22 protein-coding genes are annotated in these 20,056 nt (G+C 66.4%); 11 read left to right on the top strand and 11 right to left on the bottom strand.

What is annotated here, in order from left to right; genetic code table 11:
• The first annotated feature begins 114 nt into the window (after positions 1-114).
• Positions 115-282: a 50S ribosomal protein L33 gene (gene rpmG, locus F3H87_RS08680; RefSeq protein ID WP_005630270.1), complete on the top strand. Its 168-nt coding sequence runs from the start codon at positions 115-117 to the stop codon at positions 280-282.
• 145 nt (positions 283-427) lie between these two features.
• On the opposite strand, the gene F3H87_RS08685 is transcribed toward rpmG, so the two are convergent.
• Positions 428-1,207, bottom strand: coding sequence for a Bax inhibitor-1/YccA family protein (locus F3H87_RS08685; protein WP_149788182.1), 780 nt, complete (start codon positions 1,205-1,207; stop codon positions 428-430).
• Positions 1,208-1,318: 111 nt separating this feature from the next.
• The gene (locus tag F3H87_RS08690; RefSeq protein WP_149788183.1) at positions 1,319-1,549 is read right to left on the bottom strand and encodes a DUF1127 domain-containing protein; all 231 of its coding nucleotides are present in this window, start codon (positions 1,547-1,549) and stop codon (positions 1,319-1,321) included.
• Positions 1,550-1,664: 115 nt separating this feature from the next.
• On the opposite strand from F3H87_RS08690, the gene F3H87_RS08695 reads away from it, so the two are divergent.
• Complete coding sequence (locus F3H87_RS08695; protein WP_149788184.1) at positions 1,665-2,540, top strand: LysR family transcriptional regulator; 876 nt, start codon at positions 1,665-1,667, stop codon at positions 2,538-2,540.
• Here F3H87_RS08695 and F3H87_RS08700 read toward each other — a convergent pair.
• Complete coding sequence (locus F3H87_RS08700) at positions 2,530-3,489, bottom strand: NADPH:quinone oxidoreductase family protein (protein ID WP_149788185.1); 960 nt, start codon at positions 3,487-3,489, stop codon at positions 2,530-2,532. The genes F3H87_RS08695 and F3H87_RS08700 overlap by 11 nt on opposite strands.
• 255 nt (positions 3,490-3,744) lie before the next feature.
• On the opposite strand from F3H87_RS08700, the gene F3H87_RS08705 reads away from it, so the two are divergent.
• The 3 genes from F3H87_RS08705 to F3H87_RS08715 all read left to right on the top strand — a co-directional run bounded on the left by F3H87_RS08705 (position 3,745) and on the right by F3H87_RS08715 (position 6,400).
• Positions 3,745-4,116, top strand: a complete 372-nt coding sequence (locus F3H87_RS08705) for a helix-turn-helix domain-containing protein (RefSeq protein ID WP_149788186.1) — start codon at positions 3,745-3,747, stop codon at positions 4,114-4,116.
• 51 nt (positions 4,117-4,167) lie between these two features.
• Positions 4,168-4,962: a histidinol-phosphatase gene (hisN, locus tag F3H87_RS08710; RefSeq protein WP_149788187.1), complete on the top strand. Its 795-nt coding sequence runs from the start codon at positions 4,168-4,170 to the stop codon at positions 4,960-4,962.
• Positions 4,963-5,065: 103 nt separating this feature from the next.
• A complete protein-coding gene (locus F3H87_RS08715) occupies positions 5,066-6,400 on the top strand; it encodes an 8-oxoguanine deaminase (RefSeq protein ID WP_149788188.1) in 1,335 nt (444 codons plus the stop codon).
• A 50-nt stretch (positions 6,401-6,450) separates the two neighbouring features.
• Here the strand turns inward: F3H87_RS08715 and F3H87_RS08720 are convergent, their stop codons facing one another.
• Entirely contained in the window at positions 6,451-7,326 is an 876-nt protein-coding gene (locus tag F3H87_RS08720; RefSeq protein WP_149788189.1) for a 3-hydroxybutyryl-CoA dehydrogenase, read from the bottom strand.
• A 159-nt stretch (positions 7,327-7,485) separates the two neighbouring features.
• Here F3H87_RS08720 and F3H87_RS08725 point away from each other — a divergent pair, with 159 nt between their 5' ends.
• Entirely contained in the window at positions 7,486-8,313 is an 828-nt protein-coding gene (locus F3H87_RS08725; RefSeq protein ID WP_149788190.1) for a DUF6473 family protein, read from the top strand.
• Positions 8,314-8,372: 59 nt separating this feature from the next.
• Here the strand turns inward: F3H87_RS08725 and F3H87_RS08730 are convergent, their stop codons facing one another.
• The 6 genes from F3H87_RS08730 to F3H87_RS08755 all read right to left on the bottom strand — a co-directional run bounded on the left by F3H87_RS08730 (position 8,373) and on the right by F3H87_RS08755 (position 12,763).
• On the bottom strand, positions 8,373-9,299 hold the full coding sequence (locus F3H87_RS08730) for an electron transfer flavoprotein subunit alpha/FixB family protein (RefSeq protein WP_149788191.1): 927 nt from the start codon (positions 9,297-9,299) through the stop codon (positions 8,373-8,375).
• Entirely contained in the window at positions 9,299-10,057 is a 759-nt protein-coding gene (locus tag F3H87_RS08735) for an electron transfer flavoprotein subunit beta/FixA family protein (protein ID WP_149788192.1), read from the bottom strand. The genes F3H87_RS08730 and F3H87_RS08735 overlap by 1 nt, the downstream gene beginning before the upstream one ends.
• Positions 10,058-10,502: 445 nt before the next feature.
• The gene (locus F3H87_RS08740) at positions 10,503-11,075 is read right to left on the bottom strand and encodes a cob(I)yrinic acid a,c-diamide adenosyltransferase (protein ID WP_149788193.1); all 573 of its coding nucleotides are present in this window, start codon (positions 11,073-11,075) and stop codon (positions 10,503-10,505) included.
• A 4-nt stretch (positions 11,076-11,079) separates the two neighbouring features.
• Entirely contained in the window at positions 11,080-11,286 is a 207-nt protein-coding gene (locus F3H87_RS08745) for a twin transmembrane helix small protein (RefSeq protein WP_149788194.1), read from the bottom strand.
• A gap of 69 nt (positions 11,287-11,355) precedes the next feature.
• Positions 11,356-12,183 carry an SDR family NAD(P)-dependent oxidoreductase gene (locus tag F3H87_RS08750; protein WP_149788195.1) on the bottom strand — a complete coding sequence of 276 codons (828 nt, stop codon included), beginning with the start codon at positions 12,181-12,183 and terminating at the stop codon, positions 11,356-11,358.
• Between the two features lie 37 nt (positions 12,184-12,220).
• Complete coding sequence (locus F3H87_RS08755; RefSeq protein WP_149788196.1) at positions 12,221-12,763, bottom strand: SH3 domain-containing protein; 543 nt, start codon at positions 12,761-12,763, stop codon at positions 12,221-12,223.
• A 153-nt stretch (positions 12,764-12,916) separates the two neighbouring features.
• On the opposite strand from F3H87_RS08755, the gene F3H87_RS08760 reads away from it, so the two are divergent.
• The 3 genes from F3H87_RS08760 (at position 12,917) to F3H87_RS08770 (ending at position 17,738) form a co-directional block, all read left to right on the top strand.
• Positions 12,917-15,343, top strand: coding sequence for a DNA topoisomerase IV subunit A (locus F3H87_RS08760; RefSeq protein WP_149788197.1), 2,427 nt, complete (start codon positions 12,917-12,919; stop codon positions 15,341-15,343).
• Positions 15,344-15,427: 84 nt separating this feature from the next.
• The gene (locus F3H87_RS08765) at positions 15,428-16,615 is read left to right on the top strand and encodes a DUF898 family protein (RefSeq protein ID WP_149788198.1); all 1,188 of its coding nucleotides are present in this window, start codon (positions 15,428-15,430) and stop codon (positions 16,613-16,615) included.
• A gap of 4 nt (positions 16,616-16,619) precedes the next feature.
• Positions 16,620-17,738 (top strand): M48 family metallopeptidase, encoded by a 1,119-nt coding sequence (locus tag F3H87_RS08770; protein ID WP_149788199.1) that lies wholly within the window; start codon positions 16,620-16,622, stop codon positions 17,736-17,738.
• Here the strand turns inward: F3H87_RS08770 and F3H87_RS08775 are convergent.
• Positions 17,719-19,104, bottom strand: a complete 1,386-nt coding sequence (locus F3H87_RS08775) for a cytochrome P450 (protein ID WP_149788200.1) — start codon at positions 19,102-19,104, stop codon at positions 17,719-17,721. The two genes, F3H87_RS08770 and F3H87_RS08775, sit on opposite strands and share 20 nt — an antisense overlap.
• Before the next feature lie 130 nt (positions 19,105-19,234).
• Here F3H87_RS08775 and F3H87_RS08780 point away from each other — a divergent pair, with 130 nt between their 5' ends.
• On the top strand, positions 19,235-19,855 hold the full coding sequence (locus tag F3H87_RS08780; protein WP_149788201.1) for a hypothetical protein: 621 nt from the start codon (positions 19,235-19,237) through the stop codon (positions 19,853-19,855).
• Positions 19,856-19,961: 106 nt separating this feature from the next.
• The coding region (locus F3H87_RS08785; RefSeq protein WP_002583150.1) for a GTP-binding protein at positions 19,962-20,056 on the top strand (95 nt) is incomplete at its 3' end.

Genomic DNA, 20,056 nt, shown 5'->3' on the forward strand with positions numbered 1-20,056 from the left:
CCGGTTTTTCAGGCCGGAGCCGGGTTTCGCTGTTGACTCTCGGCCCGCCCTCGGTAAAAGGCGGGCTTCAAGAGATTTCACGGGCGCCATGCCGCCCTGTGCAGGAGAGCGACAATGGCGAAGCCGACCACCATCAAGATCCGCCTGAACTCGACCGCGGGCACCGGCCACTTCTACGTGACCAAGAAAAACGCACGCACCATGACCGAGAAGATGACCGTGCGCAAATACGACCCGGTCGCGCGCAAGCATGTCGAGTACAAGGAAGGCAAGATCAAGTAAGATCGCCTGACCCGGACCAGATCGAAAACGCCGCGCGGGCAAGGGCCAGCGCGGCGTTTTTCTTTGTGCGGGCCCAGGGTGGGCGGTGGAACGAAAAAGGGCCGGTCGCATGACCGGCCCTTTGATCTGTCTCGTTCAGGCTGCGTTATTCGCGGTTGCCCAGAAGTTGCAGCAGGAACATGAACATGTTGATGAAGTCGAGGTAGAGCCGCAGCGCGCCCATGATGGCGGACTTGCCCAGCCACTCGCTGTCGCCGTGATGGGCGTGGGCGAGATACTCGTTCTTGATGTCCTGCGTGTCATAGGCCGTCAGCCCGGCAAAGATCAGCACGCCGAGGATCGAGATGGCGAACATGATCGCGGGCGAGCCCAGGAAGATGTTGATGATCGACGCCACGATCAGGCCGATCACGCCCATGATCAGGAAGCTGCCCCAGCCCGAGATGTCCTTCTTGGTGGTGTAGCCCCAGAGCGACAGGCCGGCAAAGGCGATCGAGGTCACCAGGAACACCTGAATGATCGAATAGCCGGTGAACACCAGAAAGATCGAGCTGAGCGACAGCCCCATCAGCACGGCAAAGACGTAGAACACCAGTTGCACGCCGGCCGCCGACAGGCGGTTTACCGCGGCGCCGAAGCCGAAGAAAACAAAGGCCAGCGGTGCGAACATGATCACCCATTTCAGCGGCGACAGGTACAGTGCCTGACCCAGCCCGGTCAGGAACTGACCGTCGCGGATCATTACGGCACCTTCTGTGGGCACACTGGTGACCGCCAGCCCGGCAATTGCCCAGGCGGCAAGGAAGGTGATGAACGTGCCCACGGACATGGTGCCGTAGACCTTGTTCATGTGGGCGCGCAGTCCCTGGTCAATCTGGGCGGCGCCTACGCCTGCCGCCGTCCTGATTGTGTTGTATTCAGCCATTAAAGCCTCCGATGCGAAACCGTTAGTCCGAGGATACGGACCTTGTCGCAAATATCGGTAAGCCCGGGCGCCGTTTCAAGAGTTTTGCGCACCGGTTTATGACTTTTCCTGTCAGCTTTGGCGCCGGGGGGCCGCCGACCAGTGTGCCGGGGCGTCCCAGAACGGGCGCGCGGCCTCGGTTTCGGCCTCGTCTCGGCTGATGCCGATATCGTCCAGCGCCGCATCGTCCAGCCGCGACAACGCGTGGCGCTGGCGGCCAAGGGCGAAAAGCTCGGACAGGCCGGGGCGGCGGCTGCGCCACACCGGCAGAAAGCGGGACAGCGCGTGGGAAAGGGCGACCATGGCTTTTCCTTTCTCGATGGTTTGGGGTTGTTTCATCAATTTCGTTGAACATGTAGGTCGTGCCGTGCTATTTTGGAAACGAATGTTTTTGACCTAATCCATCAGGGTTTGTGATATGAGAAATCTGGACGTCACCACGCTGCGCTCGTTCGTGGCGGTGGCCGAACTGGGCGGGGTCACCCGCGCTGCGGCGCATTTGAACCTGACGCAATCGGCCGTGTCGATGCAGCTCAAGCGGCTGGAGGAGCTTCTGGCGCTCAACCTCTTCGACCGGACGGGGCGGCGTATCGCGCTGACACTGAACGGCGAGCAGTTGCTGGGCTATGCCAAGCGGATGGTGCAACTGAACGACGAGGTGATGATGCGCCTGACCGACCAGGCCTTCGAGGGCGAGGTCATCCTGGGCGCGCCGCACGACATCGTCTATCCGGTCATTCCGCAGGTGCTGAAGGCGTATAACGCCGCGTTTCCGCGGGTGAAGGTGACGCTGCGGTCGTCAAGCACGGTCAAGCTGCACGAGGCGCTGGAACGGGGCGAGGTCGACCTGATCCTGACCACCGAATCCGCGCTGCGCCCCGGCGGCGAAACCCTGACCGAGGTGCCGCTGCGCTGGGTCGGGGCAAGGGGCGGGCAATGCTGGCGCCTGCGGCCGCTGCGGCTGGCCTTTTGCAAGTTCTGCGCCTTCCGCCCCATCGCCATGCGCGAACTGGACAAGGCGGGGATCGACTGGGAAATGACGGTGGATTCCGATGACGACCGCTCGATCGAGGCGCTGATCAGCGCCGATCTGAGTATCGGCGCCCTGCTTGAGGACAGCATCCCCCCGCACCAGGAGGCGATCCCGCAGGGCAGCGGCCTGCCCGAGCTGGGCACGCAGCAGATCAATCTTTACGCCCCCACCGCCGATGGCGGCGGCATGATCGACGAGTTGCGCAAGGTGCTGCGCGCCTCGTTCGCCGGCAAACCGGCCGAGTTGCGGCTTACGGCGTGATCACCACCTTGCCGGTGGACTGGCGGCTGCGCAGCAGTTCCAGCCCCTCGCGGGTGTTTTCCAGCGGCAGGATATGGCTGACATGGGGCTTCAGCCGCCCCTCCTGATACCAGCCCAGCAGGGTGCGCAGGCTGCCCGTCACCACCTCGGGGCGGAACTTCATGTAGCCGCCCCAGTAGACGCCCAGCACGCTCAGGTTCTTGACCAGCAGGTGATTGGCGGGAATCCGGGGCACCTCGCCGCTGGCGAAACCGATGGGCAGCAGCCGTGCCTCGGGCTTGCAGGCGCGGAACGCCGCCTGCCATTGTTCGCCCCCCACCGGATCATAGACCACATCGGCGCCGCCCAGATCGCGGACGCGGGCGCGGATATCCTCGGTTTTCGCGTCGAGCAGGTGGTCGGCCCCGGCCTGCCGCGCGATCTCCAGCTTGTCGGCGCCGCGCGCGCAGGCGATCACCGTCGCGCCCATCAGCTTGCCCACCTCGACCGCGGTCAGGCCCACGCCGCCCGCCGCGCCCAGAACCAGCAGGGTTTCGCCCGGCTGCATCCGCGCCCGGTGGTCCAGCGCCACGTGGCTGGTGCCATAGGCGATCTGAAACGCCGCCGCGTCCGCCGCGCTCATGCCGTCGGGCAGGGGCACCGCGCGGTCGGCGGGGAAACAGCCATACTCGGCCAGCCCGCCCTGTCCGCCGAACACGGCCACGCGCGTTCCCGGCGCGGGCCCCTGCGTGCCGGGCCCCAGCGCATCGACCACGCCCGCCACCTCCATGCCGAGCGTAAAGGGCGGCTCGGGCATGTCCTGATACTTGCCCTGTTCCATCAGCAGGTCGGCGAAATTCAGCCCGCAAGCCTCGATCCTGACGCGAATTTCACCGGCGCCCGGATCGGGGACCGGGCATTCGGTCAATGCGGCAGGCCGGCCTGCCCCGGTTACACGAAAAGCGCGCATCGGCATCTCCAATCGACATCGGCGGCAAGATGCGCGGCGCGCCCGGCGGTGTCAAACCGGCACCGGGACAATCACCCAAAAATTGAGTCTCAAAGGAATAGTATCTCGCATTTGGGGTGAAAAGGCATTGTTGGACGCGGGAATATGCGCCATTCTGATTTGGGGTGAGAGGCATGGCCGCGCGGGCGCTTATTATTGATAGGCACCGGCAAGCCATCAGTCTTTCCGAGACACTAACGCGATGGAGTTCTAGAAATGGCACATCCTGTAGATGTCCACGTGGGTAAGCGCATTCGTCAGCGCCGCTGGCTGGTCGGTATGACCCAGCAGCAACTGGCCGAAAGCGTCGGGATCAAGTTTCAGCAGATCCAGAAATACGAAACCGGCGCCAACCGGGTCAGCGCATCACGCCTCTGGGACATCGCCGAGGCGCTGGATGTGGAGGTCAGCTTTTTCTTCGAAGGGCTGAGTTCCACGTCGCAGGATGGCAGCACGCCGCAGGACATGCCGCAGGACCTGATGGGCGACAAGGAGGCGATGGACCTGGTCCGGTCGTATTACGCGATCCCCGAGAACCAGCGCCGCCGGCTTTTCGAACTGGCGCGTGTCCTGTCCGACGTGGCTTGAGGCATACCGCGCGCTGCGCTAGGGCTGCATTACCAGCCCGGAGCGCAGCGCATGCAGCATGATCAGGATATCGTCGAGACCGCCCATGCGATGGCCGATGCCGCGCGCCGGGCGGTTCTGCCATTCTTCAGGGCGGCGGACCTGACCGCCGACAACAAGGATGCCGGCGGTTTCGATCCGGTGACCGAGGGCGACCGCGCCACCGAATCCGCGATGCGCGCGGTGCTGGCCGAACGCCGCCCGCAGGACGCCATCATCGGCGAGGAATTCGGCCCCAAGGCGGGCGACAGCGCCATCACCTGGGTGATCGACCCGATCGACGGCACGCGCGGTTTCCTGTCGGGCACGCCCACCTGGGGCGTGCTGATCGCGGCGTCGCGGGACGGCGCGCCGGTGTTCGGCGTGATCGACCAGCCCTATATCGGCGAACGGTTCTGGGGCGGGCTGGGACAGGCGGCGATGTCAGGCCCGCATGGTACGCGGCCATTGGCGGTGCGTGGCGACCGCTCCCTCGACCAGTCCATCCTGTTCACCACCTTCCCCGAGGTCGGCAGCGCCGAGGAGGCGGCCGGTTTTCACGCCGTTGCGGGGCAGGCGCGGCTAACCCGCTATGGCATGGATTGCTATGCCTATGCGCTGCTGGCCGCCGGTCATATCGACCTGGTGATCGAGGCCGGGTTGTCCAACTACGATATTCAGGCCCCGATGGCGGTGATCGAGGCCGCGGGCGGTATCGTCACCGACTGGCAGGGCGGCCCCGCGCAGGAGGGCGGCCGCGTCATCGCCGCCGCCGGGCGGGAGCAGCACCAGGCGGCGCTGGAGATACTGGCGCGTCACGCCCCTTGATCGCGGGCCCGGCACCGGGCTAAGTGATCGCGCGCGCTTCTTGCCCTTTTCCGGTGCGCCCTTGATGCCAGAGGGGGCGTGCTGGCATGAAAAGGGGCAAGGAATGGCCGAGATCCTTCTGAAATCCGCGCAAACCGTCCTGACGATGGACGACGACCGGCGCGAACTGGCGCAGGCCGATATCCTGATCCGCGACGGGGTGATCGCGGATATCGGCACCGGGCTTGCCACCACGGGCGAAACCGTCAGCGCCACCGGCTGCGTGGTGACGCCGGGCCTTGTGAACACCCATCACCATCTTTACCAGACGCTGACCCGCGCGGTGCCGGGCGGGCAGGATGCGCTGCTGTTCGGCTGGCTTCAGACGCTTTATCCGATCTGGGCGCGGTTCGGCCCCGAGGAAATGTTCGTCAGCGCCCAGATCGGGCTGGCGGAACTGGCGCTGTCGGGCTGCACGCTCAGCTCGGACCACCTCTATCTCTATCCCAACGGCGCGCGGCTGGACGATACGATCGCCGCGGCGCAGGAGATCGGGCTGCGCTTCCACCCCACCCGCGGCGCGATGAGCATCGGCGAAAGCGATGGCGGCCTGCCCCCCGACAGCCTTGTCGAACGCGAGGCCGATATCCTGAACGATTGCATCCGCGTGGCCGACGCCTTTCACGACCCGGCCGAGGGCGCGATGCTGCGCATCGGTTTTGCGCCCTGTTCGCCGTTTTCGGTCAGCCGCGACCTGATGCGCGATGCCGCGATCCTGGCGCGCGACAAGGGCGTTATGCTGCACACCCACCTGGCCGAGAACGACGAAGATATCGCCTATTCCGAGGCCAGTTTCGGCTGCCGCCCCGGCCAGTATGCCGAGGATCTGGGCTGGACCGGCCCCGATGTCTGGCACGCCCATTGCGTGAAGCTGGACGGACGGGAAATCGACCTGTTCGCCCGCAGCCGCACCGGCGTCGCGCATTGCCCCTGCTCCAACTGCCGGCTGGGCAGCGGCATCGCCCCGGTGCGCGCCATGCGCGATGCGGGCGTGCCGGTGGGGCTGGGCGTCGACGGATCGGCCAGCAACGACGCCGGCAACCTGATGCTCGAGGCGCGGCAGGCGATGCTGTTGCAGCGGGTGGCGAACGGCGCCGACGCGATGAGCGCGCGCGAGGCTTTGGAAATCGCGACGCGCGGCGGGGCCGATATCCTGGGCCGGCCCGATTGCGGGCGGCTTGCGCCGGGCAAACGCGCCGATATCGCGATCTGGGACGTAAGCGGCATCGAAACCGCCGGAAGCTGGGACCCGGCCGCGCTGCTGCTGGCGGGGCCCACGCGGGTCCGGCACCTGTTTGTCGAAGGTCGGCAAGTGGTGCGCGACGGCCAGATCGCCACCATCGACCTGCCGCGCGTCATCGAACGTCAGAACAGGCTGGCCCGCGCGCTGGTGGCCTGACTTCATCTTGCCGCAAGTACTCTGGGGGTTTGGGGGCAACGCCCCCAATCTCACCGAGTCGGCACCGGCTCGTCGCCGCGATAATCGTAAAAGCCGCGTTTCGTCTTGCGGCCCAGCCAACCAGCCTCGACATATTTCGTCAGCAGCGGGCAGGGGCGGTATTTCGTATCTGCCAGCCCGTCATGCAGCACGTTCATGATGGCAAGGCAGGTGTCCAGCCCGATGAAATCCGCCAGTTCCAGCGGCCCCATCGGATGATTCGCGCCCAGCTTCATCGACTGGTCGATCGAGCGCACGTTGCCGACCCCTTCGTACAGGGTATAGACCGCCTCGTTGATCATCGGCATCAGGATGCGGTTGACGATGAAGGCGGGGAAATCCTCGGCCGAGGCGGCGGTCTTGCCGATGCGTTCGACCACGGCAAGGCACGCCTTGTAGGTCGCCTCGTCCGTGGCGATGCCGCGGATCAGCTCCACCAGTTGCATCACCGGCACCGGGTTCATGAAATGGAACCCCATGAATTTCTCGGGCCGGTCGGTGCGGCTGGCCAGCCGCGTGATCGAGATCGACGAGGTGTTCGAGGTCAGGATCGTGTGCGGCTTGAGATGCGGCTGCAGGTCCTCGAAGATCGCCTGTTTCACGGTTTCGCGTTCGGTCGCGGCCTCGATGATCAGGTCGGTGGGGCCCAGGTCGGTCAGGGTCATCGTGGTCCTGATGCGCGCCATGGCGGCATCCTTTTCCGCCTGGCTGATCCTGTCGCGGCTGACCTGACGCTCCAGGTTCTTGTCGACCGTCGCAACCGCCTTGTCCAGCGCCTCCTGGCTGATATCGCTCATCAGCACGTCATAGCCCGCCAGCGCCATCACATGGGCGATCCCGTTGCCCATCTGCCCGGCGCCCACGACGCCGATGGTCTGAATTTCCATGCGCTGCCTCCTGTCTGCTTCCCCCGCACAATAGGCACGCGCGCGCGCCGGTCGCAAGGGCGGGCTGACCGGTGCAATTCGCCGAGAATACGCCGCTTAACGGTTTCGCAACGCTCCGGGCCGATTCTGGGCGCGGGTGAGACAAAAACGGTGGGAGCCATGACATATCAACAGCCGGGGCCGCAGGGTCTCGATTACAGGGCGTGCCGCTATGGCACGTCGCGCCTGACATTTCGCGGACCCGCGCGGATGCTGGACAAACCCTATATCGCGTTTCTCGGATCGACCGAGACCTACGGGAAATACATCCCCGTTCCGTTTCCCGCACTGGCCGAACAATCGTTGCAGGTGCCCTGCGTGAACCTGGGCTGTGTGAATGGCGGGCATGATACCTATCTGCATGACCCTTACGTGGTGGAAATGGCCGCGCAGGCGCGGGTCTGCGTGGTCCAGATCGGCGGCGCGCATAACATGTCGAACCGGTTTTACACGGTGCATCCGCGCCGCAACGACAGGTTTCTCAGGGCTTCGCCGCTGATGCGCCAGATTTTCCGCGATGTGGATTTCACCGATTTCGCCTTTACCCGGCACATGCTGGAAAGCCTGCGCCGCTTCGCGCCGGATCGTTTTGCGATGCTGCGCGAAGAGTTGCAGGCGGCGTGGGTCGCCCGCACGCGGCTGCTGGTTCAGCGGCTGGGCGGCCGGGCTGTGCTGCTGTGGTTCGCCGGGCATCGCCCGCCGGACGGGCCGGACGCGAAGGGGCTGGGCCCCGATCCGCTGTTCATCGAGCGTTGGATGATCGACGCGTTGCGCGAGGATGTGGCGGATATCGTCGATGCCACGCTCGGCACCGCGGCGCAGGCCGCGGGCGGGGCGGGGATGGTGGTGCCGCCGGGCGAAGAGCCGGTCGCCGCCGGGATGCCGGGCCCCGCCGCCCATGCCGAGGCGGCGGAGCGGCTGTTGCCGGTTCTGCGCCGGCACCTGTGACCACGAAAAAGGCCCGCCTGTTCCAGCGGGCCTTTCCCTTGTCGAACCGTTTGGGCGGTTCAGAGTTTCTCGATCAGTTCCGGCACGGCCTCGAACAGGTCGGCGACAAGGCCGTAATCGGCCACCTGGAAGATCGGCGCCTCTTCGTCCTTGTTGATCGCGACGATGATCTTGGAGTCCTTCATCCCCGCAAGGTGCTGGATCGCACCCGAGATGCCGACGGCGATATACAGGTCCGGCGCGACGACCTTGCCGGTCTGGCCCACCTGCCAGTCGTTCGGCGCAAAGCCCGAGTCGACGGCCGCGCGCGATGCGCCAACGGCGGCACCCAGCTTGTCGGCCAGTTTCTCGATCAGCGCGAAATCGTCTTCCGAGCCGACGCCACGGCCGCCCGACACGACGATCCCGGCCGAGGTCAGTTCGGGGCGGTCGCTTTCGGCCACCTTGTCCTCGACCCATTCCGACAGGCCCGAGGCAGCGGCGCCGCCCACGGTTTCCACCGCGGCCGAACCGCCGGTGCCGGCAGCGTCGAAGCTGGCGGTGCGGAAGGACACGACCTTTTTCGCGTCGCCCGATTTCACCGTCTGGATCGCGTTGCCGGCATAGATCGGGCGCTCGAACGTGTCGGCATCCACGACGCCGGACACGTCGGTCAGCATCATCACGTCCAGCAGCGCCGCCACGCGCGGCAGCACGTTCTTGGCGTCGGTGGTGGCGGGCGCCACGATGTGATCGTAATCGCCGGCCAGCGACACGATCAGGTCAGCGGTCGATTCCGCCAGCCGGTGCCCCAGTGCGGCATCCTCGGCCACCAGCACCTTGGCCACGCCGTCGATCGTCGCGGCCTCTTTCGCGGCGTCGGCGGCCGATGCGCCCGCGCACAGCACCGTCACATCGCCCAATGCCTTGGAGGCCGTGACCGCCTTGGCGGTCGCGTCCATCGACAATTCGCCATTGTTGACTTCGGCAAGAAGAAGAACAGCCATCACACCGCCCCCTTTTCCTTGAGTTTCGCCACAAGCTCGTCGACCGAGCCAACCATCTCGCCGGCCGCGCGTGCCGGCGGCTCGGAGGTCTTGACCACGCTCAGCCGCGGGGTCACGTCGACGCCGTAATCGGCGGCGGTCTTTTCATCCAGCGGCTTTTTCTTCGCCTTCATGATGTTCGGCAGCGAGGCATAGCGCGGCTCGTTCAGGCGCAGGTCGACGGTGACGACCGTGGGCATCTTGACCTTGATGGTCTGCAAGCCGCCATCGACCTCGCGGGTCACCACGGCGCTGTCGCCCTCGATGTTGACCTCCGAGGCGAAAGTGGCCTGGCTCCAGCCCAGCAGCGCCGACAGCATCTGCCCGGTGGCGTTCATGTCGTTGTCGATCGCCTGCTTGCCCGCCAGCACGAGGCCGGGCTGTTCCTCTTCCACGACCTTGGCCAGGATCTTGGCCACGGCCAGCGGCTCGATATCCTGGTGCACGTCGTCGGCGGCCACCACCAGGATCGCCCGGTCGGCCCCCATCGCCAGCGCCGTGCGCAGCGTTTCCTGCGCCTGCTTGACGCCGATCGACACGGCGACCACCTCTTCGGCGGCGCCTTTTTCCTTCAGCCGGATCGCCTCTTCCACGGCAATCTCGTCGAACGGGTTCATCGACATCTTCACGTTGGCGAGATCGACACCGCTCCCGTCCGCCTTGACGCGGACCTTCACGTTGTAGTCGATCACGCGTTTCACAGGCACAAGCACCTTCATTGGCGTGGTCTCCCTTACAGTTGTCACGAGCCGCGTCGGCGACTCCTCCATGCGCTCTCCCGCGCTTGATATATTCTCGCGCCCGGAGGAAACAGGGAAAAAACGCCATGTTTGCGTCTTGCGACGTCGCGTCCCGCCGATTCCCCTGCTCGGACCGCTGCGCCGCTGACCAGGGTCAGCGGTTCGCGCCCGCCCGCGATGCGGGCCGGGGCTTCGCCCTTCCGGTCGCCACAACGTCCACCGGACGTTGCGCCGCTGACCAGGGTCAGCGGTTCGCGCCCGCCCGCGATGCGGGCCGGGGCTTCGCCCTTCCGGTCGCCACAACGTCCACCGGACGTTGCGCCGCTGACCAGGGTCAGCGGTTCGCGCCCGCCCGCGATGCGGGCCGGGGCTTCGCCCTTCCGGTCGCCACAACGTCCACCGGACGTTGCGCCGCTGACCAGGGTCAGCGGTTCGCGCCCGGAACCCAGAGGACGTCGGTCTTGCCGTTGTCGTTGGCGATACGCGCGGCGACGAAGAACCAGTCGCTCAACCGGTTGAGGTATCTTACGGCATCGGGGTTCACCGGCTCGACCGTGGCAAGCTCGACCGCCAGCCGTTCGGCCCGGCGGGCAACCGTCCGGCAGACATGCAACTGCGCGGCAAGGGCGGAACCGCCTGGCAGGATAAAGCTGCGCAGCGGTTCGAGGTCGCCATTCATGGCGTCGATCTCGGCCTCCAGCCGGGCGACCTGTTCGGCCACCATGCGCAGCGGCGGGTATTCGCGCGTCGAATCCTTGTCCATGTCGGGCGTGCACATGTCCGCGCCCAGATCGAACAGGTCGTTCTGGATACGCGCCAGCGCCTCGGCCATTCCGTCCGCCGCATGAAGCCGGGCCACGCCGACAAAGGAATTCAGCTCGTCCGAAGTGCCGTAGGTGGTGACGCGCAGCGAATGCTTGGCAACCCGTGTCCCGTTGCCCAGGGCGGTTTCGCCCTTGTCCCCGGTTCTGGTGTAGATCTTGTTCAAGACGACCATATGCTCAGTTCCCTCCGCCACGCAGCCAGACGAACAGCAGGATCAGCACGACCGCAAAGAACTGCGCGGCGATGCGCAGCTTCATCATCTGGTTCGATTTCTTGGCGGCCTCCATCGTGCCCTTGCCGAAATGCGAGATGCCCAGAATCAGGATGCCCACGACCGCCAGGCAGGCCGCGGCAACCACGAAGAAAAGCGGGTCGTCTGCCATTTGCCCTTCGTCCCTTGTTGGTTTGCCTGTCCCATGTAGGCGGTGCGGCGGGAAAAGCGAACCGGAAATTCACCCCCTGGCCAAAATCCAGTCCAGCGCCCGGGTGGGCAGGATGCGGCGCAGCGCGCCCGCGATATGGGTCGGCGTGGTCACGTAATACCGCGCCCGCGGCCTGCGCGCCTCAAGCGCGCGGATCAGCTTTTTCGTCACCGCCGAGGGCGGCAGTTCGAACATGTCCTTGCCGCGCGCCTCGTAGAGCCGTTTCAGCAGCCTGGCGCGATACTGGTCTGCGCGGGGGCTGTTTTCCCAGTCGATCCAGCGTTCGAAATGCGGGATCGAGTTGACGCGGATCTTTGACGTGACGGGGCCGGGTTCGATCAGCACGACATGGATCGGGGTGTCGCGCATCTCGATCCGCAGCGTGTCGGTCAGCCCTTCGAGCGCGAATTTCGTGCTGTTGTAGGCCGCGCGCCAGGGCTGCGCGACCAGCCCCAGGACCGACGAGCAGTTGACGATCCGCCCGTGCCCCTGCGCGCGCATCACCGGGATCACGCGGGTCGTCAGGTCGTGCCAGCCGAACAGGTTGGCCTCGAATATCGCGCGCAGGGCGTCGCGCGGCAGATCCTCGGCCGCGCCGGGGCAGGCATAGGCGCCGTTGTTGAACAGCGCATCCAGCGTGCCGCCGGTGGCGGCCAGCACCTGTTCCAGCGCGGCGGCGATGCTGTCGGGATCGCTGTAGTCAAGCTGCACGGCCTCGAACCCCTCGGCGGCCAGCCGGTCCACGTCGGCCTGCTGGCGGCAGGCGGCAAAGACGCGCCAGCCCTGCGCGCGCAGCCCGTGCGCCGCGTCATGGCCGATGCCCGAGGAACATCCGGTGATAAGGATCGATCTGCTCATGCGCGCGATTTCTGGCGAAAACCGCGCGGTTTGGCAATCACCCGGCGGCGGCTGTCACCAGCGTGTCGGACATCCAGCCGATCCGCCCGGTTCCGACGACCCGCAGTTTCAGCCATCCCTCGCCCGGATCGCCCAGCACCTCGACGACCTCGCCCAGCCGCAGCTTGGCGATGATCCCGTGTTTCGTGCCGGGACCCGTCCGCAGGTTCACCACGCTGCCGCTGATCTCGCGGATGTCCTTTGGCGGTGGCGCGGCCGGTTCCGCCGCGGCGAGCGTCACGGTGGCCGGTCGGGGCGTGGCGATGGCCGCGGCCTTTTCGATTGCGGGCGCGATCCCGGCGGGGGCGGCGACGGCGGCGGTGATGCCGGGCAGGCCGGTCAGGTCGAGCGCCGCGCGCGACACCTCGGCCCCGGGGCGGGGTGCGCCGGCGATCCCGGTCACCGGGACATGGGGCGCCCTGAACACGGTATAGGATTCGGCCTGCAGCGACCCCGCGCGCGGCTCGTAACCCGGGCCGCCGCTCAATTCATAAAAACCCCAGCCGAGAAAGGCAAAAGTCACAAGGATCAAACGCCACATACCGAACCCCCCAAAACGCAGCACCACACCGGCGGCAAAATTCCGCTTACCTTTCTTATACACGATTCGGAATGAGTCTTGAGGGGTATTTCCGGCGCGAATTCCCCCAATGCCGCTTTACGGGGAATCGCGCTGCGTCTATCAGACATGCCTATGAGCGATGTGAACGACGATCCCGAGGGCGGCCTGCCCAGCATGTCCGAACCGCTGCGCCGCGCCATCGGCGAGCGTTACCTGACCTATGCGCTGAGCACGATCATGCACCGTGCGCTGCCCGATGCGCGCGACGGGCTGAAGCCCGTGCACCGGCGTATTTTGTATGCCATGAGCCGGCTGCGCCTGTCGCCCACGGGGAAGTTCCTGAAATCCGCCAAGATCAGCGGCGACACGATGGGCGATTTCCACCCCCATGGCGACGCGGCGATCTATGACGCGATGGCGCGGCTGGCGCAGGATTTCGCGGTGCGTTACCCGCTGGTCGACGGGCAGGGGAATTTCGGCAATATCGATGGCGACAACCCCGCCGCCAGCCGATACACCGAGGCGCGGATGACCATCATGGCCGAGGCGCTGCTTGAGGGGCTGGATGAGAACGCCGTCGATTTCCGCCCCAACTATGACGGTCGCCTGACCGAACCGGCGGTGCTGCCCGCGGCCTATCCGAACCTTCTGGCCAACGGGTCGTCGGGGATCGCGGTTGGCATGGCCACCAATATCCCGCCGCACAATATCGACGAGCTGATCGGCGCCTGCCTGCACCTGATCAAGACGCCCGACGCGCGCGACGATACCCTGCTGCAATACGTACCCGGCCCCGATTTCCCGACCGGCGGGATCATCGTCGAGCCGCCCGAGAACATCGCCGAGGCCTATCGCACCGGGCGCGGCGCGTTCCGCCTGCGCAGCAAATGGGAGACCGAGGATCTGGGCCGTGGCCAGTGGCAGGTCGTGGTGACGGAAATCCCCTACCAGGTGCAGAAGTCCAAGCTGATCGAGAAAATCGCCGAGCTGATCCAGACCAAGAAGGTGCCGATCCTGGCCGATGTGCGCGACGAAAGCGCCGACGATATCCGCATCGTTCTGGAGCCGCGCTCCAAGAACGTCGATCCCGAGGTCTTGATGGGGATGCTGTTCCGCAATTCCGACCTGGAAACGCGGTTCAGCCTGAACATGAACGTGCTGATCGACGGGGTGACGCCCAGGGTCTGTTCGCTGAAAGAGGTGTTGCGCGCCTTTCTCGATCACCGGCGCGAGGTGCTGATGCGCCGCGCCGCACACCGGCTGGCCAGGATCGACCACCGGCTCGAGGTGCTCGAAGGGCTGATGGTGGCGTTCCTGAACCTCGACCGGGTGATCGACATCATTCGCTATGACGACGATCCGAAGGCCGCACTGATGTACGAGGACTGGTCGGCGGGCCACCAGGCGACGATCCGGCGCGCCACGTCCGAGGCCGATTACTTCTCGCCCCTGCTGGGGGTGGATCGCGCGGCGCTGGTGCTGGTGGCCGATCCCACCGCCGACCTGCCCGACGCGCTGGCCGACGAGGGCGAGGCGCAGGGCGGCGTGCCGCAGCGGTTCGACGGGCGCGAAGAGGGGCTTTCGGACATCCAGGCCGAGGCGATCCTGAACATCCGCCTGCGGTCGTTGCGCCGCCTGGAAGAGCTGGAACTGCGCGCCGAGCAGGACAGGCTGATGGCCGAACGCGCCGACATCATGGACCTGCTGGAAGACGACAGCCTGCAATGGGCCCGCGTGGCCGACGAGCTGCGCGAGGTGCGCAAGAAATTCGGCGCCAAATCCGAAGGCGGCGCGCGCCGCACCCAGTTCGCCGAGGCCGGAGAGGTCGAGGAAGTGCCGCTTGAGGCGATGATCGACCGCGAGCCGATCACCGTCGTTTGCAGCCAGATGGGCTGGATTCGGGCGATGACCGGCCATATCGACCTGACCCGCGAGCTGAAGTTCAAGGATGGCGACGGGCCGCGTTTTATCTTCCATGCCGAAACCACCGACCGGCTGCTGGTCTTTGCCTCGAACGGGCGCTTCTATACGTTGCAGGCCGCCAACCTGCCCGGCGGGCGCGGCATGGGCGAACCCCTGCGCCTGATGGTGGACCTGCCGAACGAGGCCGGGATCGTCGATCTGTTCATCCACAAACCGGGGCGCAAGCTGCTGGTGGCGTCCAGCGCCGGTGACGGTTTCGTGGTGCCCGAGGACGACATCGTGGCCCAGACCCGCAGCGGCAAGCAGGTGCTGAACGTCCGGGGCGACGTGCGCGCGCAGGTCTGCACGCCGGTAAGCGGGGACAGCGTCGCCGTGGTGGGCGAGAACCGCAAGGTGCTGGTCTTCGATCTGGCCGAGCTGCCGGAAATGGCGCGCGGCAAGGGCGTGCGCCTGCAGAAATACAAGGATGGCGGGTTGTCCGACGCGCGCACCTTCCAGCGCGAGGACGGGCTGAGCTGGCGCGACCCGGCCGGGCGCACGCGCAACGAAACCGAGCTTGCGGAATGGACCGGCAAACGCGCAAGCGCCGGCCGCATGGCGCCGCGCGGCTTTCCCAGGGACAACAAATTCACCTGAAACCTGCCATACCGGCGTCAGATTCGTCTGTGAGTGATCGTTCCCGGGATTTGAGAGAGCATATTCCGAGAGAGAGGACATGTAATGAGTGAGATCCGTTACGCGGATGCCCGGTATACCGGCCAGTCCGGCCCGATCTTCGGCCTGTCGCTGAAGGTGGCTGTCCTGACGCTGCTTACCCTGGGCATCTATCGCTTCTGGGGCAAAAGCCGGATCAGGCGCTATGTCTGGTCCTCGGCCGAGCTGGATGGCGACCGGTTCGAATATACCGGCACCGGGCTCGAGAAATTCCTGGGCTTCCTGATGGCCGTGGTCTTTCTGGCGGTCTACCTGGGGGTGGTGCAGATCGGGCTGACCTTCATCGGCCTGACCCTGCTGGGCGAGCCGGAAACCGATGCCGGGATGGCGGCGCAGGCGCTGGCCTTCAACCTGACCTTCCTGTCGCTGGTGCCATTCCTGCTGTTCGCCCTCTACCGCGCGCGGCGCTACAAGCTGGCGCGCACCCGCTGGCGCGGCATCCGCTTCGGCATGGACAAGGGGGCCTGGGGCTATGCATTCCGTGCCATCGGCCATTACATCCTGACGATCCTGACGCTGGGCATCCTGTTGCCGCGGCAGAGCTTTCACCTTGAGAAATACATGACCGACCGCATGTGGTTCGGCGACACGCGGTTCGAACAGGGCGGCCGGTGGCAGGATCTGTACGCCCCGATGAAGCATGTCTTCATCGGGCTCGCGGTGATCCTGCTGGGGCTGGCGGCCGGGATTGCGCTGGATATGGGGCTGCTTCTGGTCGCGCTGCCGGTGATCGGCCTGCTCTGGCTGACGATCGGGGTCATCCATTACCGGGTGCAGAGCTTTGCCTATCTGACCAGCCACAAGACGCTGGGCGGCCAGATCGCCTTTGACGCGCGGCCGCAGACCTCGACCGTGATCATGACCTATGTCGTGGGCGGCATCGTGATCGGCCTTGCCGTGGCGATCATCGGCGGCCTGCTGGGGGCGGTGTTCCTGACCACGGTCGAGGGGATAGCCACCGCCATGCCCCCGGTCGGGGTGATGATCCTGCTGATCCTGGGCTATGTTGCGATGATCCTTGGCGCCGGGGCCGCGACGACGGCGCTGATCGTGCAGCCGATCGTCGCGCATTACGTCGATACCTTCACCGCGATCAACATAGACGCGGCAAACGCGATCCGTCAGCGGGTGGCCGATCGCGGCGCCGATGCCGAGGGCTTTGCCGACGCGCTGGATATCGGCGGCGCGATCTGAGGCGATGCGCGGGCAGGGCACCTTTTTCGACGGGGAAACTGCCGGGCGGCACCGGGTCGAGGTGGCGCTGTCGCAGGACCGGCAGGCGCTGACGATCTCGGGCCTGACATTACCTGCTGACCTGCACTGGCCGCTGGCCGACCTGCGCGCGCTGTCGGACCATGCGCAGGACGGGCAGCTTGTCGTGACCCGGCACATGATCACCGGCGACGAGGCCCCGCGCGACCCCGCACGGCTGGTCCTGCGCGATCCCGCGCTGGTGGGCTGGCTGCTTGAAACCCGGCCCTCGCTGCGCAAAAGCGACCTGCATCCGGGCACCGGGCGGCACATCCTGCGCAAGGCGGCGCTGGCGGTCGGGGCCATCGCGCTGATGCTGCTGGTCATCCTGCCGGCCATGGCCGGCACGCTGGCGCGGCTGATCCCGATGGAAGCCGAGATACGCTTCGGCCGCGCGGTCACCGCGCAGATGGAGCGGTTCCTGGGCGCGTCGGAACCGGGCGCGCTGCTGTGCGACGGGGATGCGGGGCAGGCGGCGCTGGACAGGATGCTGACCCGCCTGACCGACGGGCAGGACATCGGCTACGACCTGGATATCCGGGTGTTCGACCACCCGATGCTGAACGCCTTTGCCGCGCCGGGCGGGCACGTGGTGCTGGTGCGCGGGCTGATCGACAAGGCCGAAACCCCCGAAGCGGTCGCCGCCGTGATCGCGCACGAGATCGGGCATGTGGTGAACCGCGATCCCACCCGCAACGCGCTGCGGGTCGCGGGCTCGGCCGGAATCCTGTCGCTGCTCCTGGGCGATGTGGCGGGCGGCGCGGTCCTGGTCGCGGTGGGTGACCGGCTGCTCAACAGCGCCTACTCGCGCGAGGCTGAACGCAATGCCGACGCCTACGCGCTGCGGATGCTGAACGCGGCGGGCATCAGCTCCGAGGGGTTCGGCGATTTCTTCGACCGGCTGGCCGGGGCCGAGGCTGGCCCCGCGCTGCCCGAATATCTGTCCACCCATCCGTTAAGCGCCGAGCGCGCCGAACAGGCGCGCCGGAACGCTGCCGGGCGCAATACGGCCGGGCCGGTCCTGTCGGTGGCGGAGTGGCGGGCGCTCAGGCGGATCTGCGACTGACCGGGCCATCGCCCGCGACCGGCTCGGCCGTCAGCCATACGCCGCCTTCGGGGCGCAGGGTCAGGATCATCACGGGTTTCGGTGCCTTTCCCGGCACGGGGGCAAAGCGATAGCGCGCCAGCAGCGTGGCCAGGACGATCACCGCCTCCTGCAGCGCGAAAGAGGCCCCGATGCAGATGCGCGGCCCGTCGCCGAAGGGCAGGTAGGCATAGCGCGGGATCGCCTTGCGGTCGGCAAAACGGTCGGGCCGGAACGCGTCGGCATCCTCCCACAGCACGCGGTTGCGGTGCAGCGCGTAGATCGGGATCATCACGATATCGCCCGGCCGCACCTCGCGCCCGCACAGCGTGTCGGGCTTTTGCGCGCTGCGGCTGATGATGCCCGCGGGCGGGTAAAGCCGCAGCGCCTCGTCCACGATCTGCCGCACGAAGGGCAGGTTCGCCACATCCTCGCCGGTCGCCGCGCGGTCGCCCAGAACCGCGCGCGCCTCGGTGCGGGCGCGATCCTGCACGCCCTGGTCGAAAGCGCAGAGATAGAGCGACCAGGCCAGGGTCAGGGCGGTGGTCTCGTGCCCGGCGACGATGAAGGTCAGCAGGTTGTCGCGCAACTCGCCGGTATCCATCCGGCGTTTCGTTTCGGGGTCTTCGCCGTCGAGCAGCAGATCCAGCAGGTCGGGCACACCGTCGCGGCGGGCGTCGCGCCGGTTGTCGATCGCGCGATCGGCAACCGACTTCATCTCGCGCAGCGCCGCGCCCGACATGATCCGGCCAGGGCGCGGCACCCAGTCGGGAAAGCCCAGCACGTCGAACAGGCTGACCTTGCCCGCCTCGGCGATATAGGCGTCGATGGCGCGATGCACCGCGTCGCGGTCGAACCCGCCATCGCCGGAAAAGGTCACGTCGGATATCACGTCGAAGGTGGCGCGCACCATCTCGTCGGCCATGTTCACCGCGCGCGGCCCCGCGCCTGCCACGCGGTCGCAGGCGGCCTCGGCCGCGCGGGTCATGATCGGGGCCAGGTTCATCACGTTGCGGTGCGAAAAGACCGGCGCCGCCGCCCGGCGCTGCCAGCGCCAATGCGCGCCCTCGGCGATGAACAGCGACTCGCCGATGGCGGGGCGCAGCAGGTTCTTGGTGACGTCGGATTTCGGGTAATCGTCCAGCCGCTCCAGCAGGATGCGGCGGATCGCGTCCGGGTCCATCACCATGTGCCAGCGTTTGCCGGTCTTGCCCGAAACCATCGGCTGGCGCGTGGCGATGTCGGGGATGATCGACAGCACGTTCTGCCGCGCGGCGTTCAGGCTTTTCAGGATGCCCCAGGGTTCGGTGACCAGGGGCACACGGACGGGAAGGGTGTCTTGCGGCATCGGCATGTAACTCCTGCCTGCCAATCTAGGCCGAGCGGGCGCGACAGACAAACCGATCCGTGCCGATTGCACCGGCGGGGCGGCTGGGCTATTCGGGGAAGGCTGCGCTTTTCCTGGGGGATGCTTTCGGATGATCAGACTTCTTGCACTTATCGCGGGGCTTTTCGCGCTGACGGCCTGCACCAGTGCCAACGATCTGAAGAACCCGCCGGTGGACCTGGGGGATTTCAAGCTCAGCCACCGGGTCGTGGTGGCGCCCAACCTGACCAAGGGCCCGATGTCGCGCGAGGCGACCAAGGACGAATGGGAAGCCGCGATGCTCGACGCGATCGGCGAACGCTTCGACCGCTACGATGGCGACAGGCTCTATCACTTCGGCGTTTCGGTCGAGGGCTACGTGCTGGCGCAGCCGGGCATCCCGGTCGTGCTGAACCCCAAGTCGATCCTGATCTTCAACGTCACCGTCTGGGACGATGCGGCGGGCAAGAAGCTGAACGAGGAACCCGAACAGATCACCGTGTTCGAAAGCTTCTCGGGCGAGACACTTCTCAGCTCGGGCCTGACCCAGTCGAAAGAAGAGCAGCTGACAAACCTCAGCCGCAATGCCGCCAAGCAGATCCAGAATTACCTTGTGCGGATGCGGCGCGAAAAGGGCTGGTTCGGCGATGCGCCGGCAAGGGCCCCGGAACCCCCGGCCGAAGACGTGCCCGAACTGGCCGCCGCCGCGCTGCCCGCACCCGAGGCCGAATAGGCCGCTGCGTCCATAGGTGCTTGATTTTCCCTGTCCAAGCAAATAAATGGCGCGCGGAGTATGAACCGGGCCAGGCCGGCCCCCCAACCCGCGAGGCGTCCACAGGATGGCAAAGGAAAAGTTTGAACGCAGCAAACCGCACGTGAACATCGGCACGATCGGTCACGTTGACCACGGCAAGACGACGCTGACGGCGGCGAT

This window comes from Lutimaribacter pacificus, assembly GCF_900142185.1.
GTDB classification, from domain to species: Bacteria; Pseudomonadota; Alphaproteobacteria; order Rhodobacterales; family Rhodobacteraceae; genus Lutimaribacter; species Lutimaribacter pacificus.

Bases quoted from the DNA above. Each gene is read 5' to 3' on its own strand.
- rpmG (WP_005630270.1), top strand. From the start codon at position 115: ATGGCGAAGCCGACCACCATCAAGATCCGCCTGAACTCGACCGCGGGC.
- F3H87_RS08685 (WP_149788182.1), bottom strand. From the start codon at position 1,207: ATGGCTGAATACAACACAATCAGGACGGCGGCAGGCGTAGGCGCCGCC.
- F3H87_RS08690 (WP_149788183.1), bottom strand. From the start codon at position 1,549: ATGGTCGCCCTTTCCCACGCGCTGTCCCGCTTTCTGCCGGTGTGGCGC.
- F3H87_RS08695 (WP_149788184.1), top strand. From the start codon at position 1,665: ATGAGAAATCTGGACGTCACCACGCTGCGCTCGTTCGTGGCGGTGGCC.
- F3H87_RS08700 (WP_149788185.1), bottom strand. From the start codon at position 3,489: ATGCGCGCTTTTCGTGTAACCGGGGCAGGCCGGCCTGCCGCATTGACC.
- F3H87_RS08705 (WP_149788186.1), top strand. From the start codon at position 3,745: ATGGCACATCCTGTAGATGTCCACGTGGGTAAGCGCATTCGTCAGCGC.
- hisN (WP_149788187.1), top strand. From the start codon at position 4,168: ATGCAGCATGATCAGGATATCGTCGAGACCGCCCATGCGATGGCCGAT.
- F3H87_RS08715 (WP_149788188.1), top strand. From the start codon at position 5,066: ATGGCCGAGATCCTTCTGAAATCCGCGCAAACCGTCCTGACGATGGAC.
- F3H87_RS08720 (WP_149788189.1), bottom strand. From the start codon at position 7,326: ATGGAAATTCAGACCATCGGCGTCGTGGGCGCCGGGCAGATGGGCAAC.
- F3H87_RS08725 (WP_149788190.1), top strand. From the start codon at position 7,486: ATGACATATCAACAGCCGGGGCCGCAGGGTCTCGATTACAGGGCGTGC.
- F3H87_RS08730 (WP_149788191.1), bottom strand. From the start codon at position 9,299: ATGGCTGTTCTTCTTCTTGCCGAAGTCAACAATGGCGAATTGTCGATG.
- F3H87_RS08735 (WP_149788192.1), bottom strand. From the start codon at position 10,057: ATGAAGGTGCTTGTGCCTGTGAAACGCGTGATCGACTACAACGTGAAG.
- F3H87_RS08740 (WP_149788193.1), bottom strand. From the start codon at position 11,075: ATGGTCGTCTTGAACAAGATCTACACCAGAACCGGGGACAAGGGCGAA.
- F3H87_RS08745 (WP_149788194.1), bottom strand. From the start codon at position 11,286: ATGGCAGACGACCCGCTTTTCTTCGTGGTTGCCGCGGCCTGCCTGGCG.
- F3H87_RS08750 (WP_149788195.1), bottom strand. From the start codon at position 12,183: ATGAGCAGATCGATCCTTATCACCGGATGTTCCTCGGGCATCGGCCAT.
- F3H87_RS08755 (WP_149788196.1), bottom strand. From the start codon at position 12,763: ATGTGGCGTTTGATCCTTGTGACTTTTGCCTTTCTCGGCTGGGGTTTT.
- F3H87_RS08760 (WP_149788197.1), top strand. From the start codon at position 12,917: ATGAGCGATGTGAACGACGATCCCGAGGGCGGCCTGCCCAGCATGTCC.
- F3H87_RS08765 (WP_149788198.1), top strand. From the start codon at position 15,428: ATGAGTGAGATCCGTTACGCGGATGCCCGGTATACCGGCCAGTCCGGC.
- F3H87_RS08770 (WP_149788199.1), top strand. From the start codon at position 16,620: ATGCGCGGGCAGGGCACCTTTTTCGACGGGGAAACTGCCGGGCGGCAC.
- F3H87_RS08775 (WP_149788200.1), bottom strand. From the start codon at position 19,104: ATGCCGCAAGACACCCTTCCCGTCCGTGTGCCCCTGGTCACCGAACCC.
- F3H87_RS08780 (WP_149788201.1), top strand. From the start codon at position 19,235: ATGATCAGACTTCTTGCACTTATCGCGGGGCTTTTCGCGCTGACGGCC.